Raw genomic sequence first — 2,526 nt, forward strand, 5'->3', positions numbered from 1 at the left:
GTGCGTAGCTCAGAGCCACAGTCGGATCGTCGATGCGGTGGACTTTTGCCTCGCCGAGTTCGACGTTGTCGATGTGCGTCTCGAGGAGATGTGCGGCCACCTCGCAAAGCTTTTCGCCGAGTTTGACCGAAGCTAGTGCCACAGCACTGCCACCGATCACGATGGATCGGCTCGCGAAACTACCAAATCCGTAAGTAATTCGGTCGGTGTCTCCCTGGATGATTTTGACCTCGCTGATATCGAGGCGCAGTTTGTCGGCAACGATCTGCGCCATTGTCGTCTCATGGCTCTGGCCGTGGCTCAGTGTCCCCGTAGTGACGGACACTGTTCCATCGAGATCCATAGTGATGTCGGAAGTATCGAAACCCGGGACAACGTCCATCTTGCGTGCGGCGAAGGCCGCTGAGCCGTAGCCGCTGCGCTCGCTGAAACAACTGAAGCCGATCCCGATGTGACGCTCTGGCGATCCGTCGCGAAGGTCGAACCATCCTTCGTCGCGCAGGACTTGTTCGCAGAGGTTCAACGACTCTAGATAAGAACCGGGATCGTAGGTGATGTTGTTGACTCCCGTGTACGGGAATGCGGTGATGAGGTTTCGGCGACGGATTTCAATTGGGTCGATATTCAGTTCGCGGGCAGCTCGTTCCATGAGTCTTTCCATGACCATCACAATTTGCGGTCGGCTGACGCCCCGATACGGGGCCGAGGGCGCCTTGTTCGAAGCGATCGCCCGGCCCCGTACCCGATACTCGGGCACGCGGTACACGCCGGGCATCTCCGTGGAGGCCATCAGCGGCTCGACACCAGCGGTGAACGGGTAACAAGAGTACGCACCCATGTCGCAGATAATGTCGGCGTCGAGAGCGAGGATGCGACCGTCGGCGTCGAATGCGGCGCGGACGTCGTAGGCTTGTTCTCGGGCCAGGAACGACGCCGTTAGGGCGTCTCGACGATCTTCGATCCACTTGACCGGCCGGCGTAAACGCTTGGCGGCGGCGGCCACGGCAAGTTCTTCCCTACCTACTACGCACTTGATGCCAAAACCGCCGCCCATGTCGGGCACGATCACGCGGACCTTACGCTCCGCGAGGCCAAGAGATTTGGCTGCTGCACTGCGCACGAGGTGCGGCACTTGGGTTGGCGTATAGATCACTAATTGCTCGGCACGGTCATCCCAGTAAGACAGGGCGCCTCGCGTCTCCAAAGGCAGAGCGTTCTGGCGGCCAGTCTTGCTGCGGACCCGGACGACGACCGCGGCCTCCCGCATGGCGCTGTCTACCCCAGGGGTGGCGAACAACGACACATCGACCAAGACGTTGCCCACTGCCTCGCTGTGGACCAACGGTGCTCCGGCTCTGAGTGCGCCGTCGATAGTCGTGATGGCGCGATGCGGCTCGTATTCGACAATAATGGCTTCGACGGCATCTTCGGCCAAATAGGCGTCATCGGCGACTGCTATCGCCAGCGGTTCCCCGACGAATCGGATGCGACGATCAGACAGGATCGGCATCTCGGTGGGAACAAACTCCGTCAGCGGGCGATCAAGCCGTGCCGTCAGCCCTTGAAGAGCCAGGTCGCTCGCGCTCCAAACTGCGTGCACTCCCGGCATGCCGCGAGCCTCGGACAGATTCAGAGTCGTCACGTCGCCGGCGGCAATCGTGGCACGGACGAATTGTGCATGCAGCATTCCGGGCATCCCCATGTCGTCGACGAACCGACCGGACCCGGTCAGCAGCCGTGGATCCTCGCGCCTGCGCACCGAGGCTCCGACCCAAGCGCCACCTCGGATCAGTGCGGTATCGGAGACACTGTTATCGGCTGTCATGATCTGACCATCTCTAGGCCTCCGGCGGCTTGCCGGAGCGCTTGCATTACCAAGTGACGCACTAAGCCTCGCATGTACGAAACGTCCACTTGGAGGGCATCTTCCAGTATCAGTGAGTCTGCTACCGCATCAGCACACGCGGCGACGTCTCCTGCCGTCAGCGGTCGCTCGACCCTGAGCATGGTGTTGGCGGCATCAGCAACAACGGGCACCGGAGCAATGCCGCCGAGCACCACCCGCCCGTCGACTACGGCGCCATCCTCAATCACAAGCTTCGCCGCGGCGGCAGCGAGAGCGAAGTCGCCGTGCCGTTGCGCATATTCCGTCAAGGATGCATGGGGGCTTGACGTAGGAAAGTGCACCTCAGTGATGAGCTCATCGAATTCCAGTGCAGTCGAATAGTAACCCAAGAAGAACTCTTCAGCGGGGATGGTGCGCCTTCCTCGGATCGATCGGACGACAATGTCCGCCCCGAGAAGTACCGCTAGCAAGCACCATTCAGCTGTTGCATCACCATGTGCAATACTCCCGCCAATCGTGCCACGCACCCTGATAGGCAAATGCCCCACCCACCGCATGGCATCGGTGATGACGGTGAAACCTTGGGCGGTTTGGTGGTGGCAGTCGTGCTCAACAGTATGATGCGTGGTCAATGAGCCGATATGGAGCCCATCATCACCTCGGCGCACATAACTCAGTTC

The 2,526-nt window shown here is 60.6% G+C and carries 2 protein-coding genes; both read right to left on the reverse strand.

Features of this window, described 5'->3' with window-relative positions; genetic code table 11:
- Positions 1-1,825: xanthine dehydrogenase family protein molybdopterin-binding subunit (locus tag ACRDUX_RS21730; RefSeq protein ID WP_526416381.1), on the reverse strand; the 1,825-nt coding region annotated here is incomplete at its 3' end.
- Positions 1,822-2,526 (reverse strand): FAD binding domain-containing protein (locus tag ACRDUX_RS21735; protein ID WP_526416383.1); only part of this gene is annotated, 705 nt, incomplete at its 5' end. The genes ACRDUX_RS21730 and ACRDUX_RS21735, both read right to left, overlap by 4 nt.

This window comes from Mycobacterium sp. (assembly GCF_050701675.1).
Taxonomy (GTDB): Bacteria; Actinomycetota; Actinomycetes; order Mycobacteriales; family Mycobacteriaceae; genus Mycobacterium.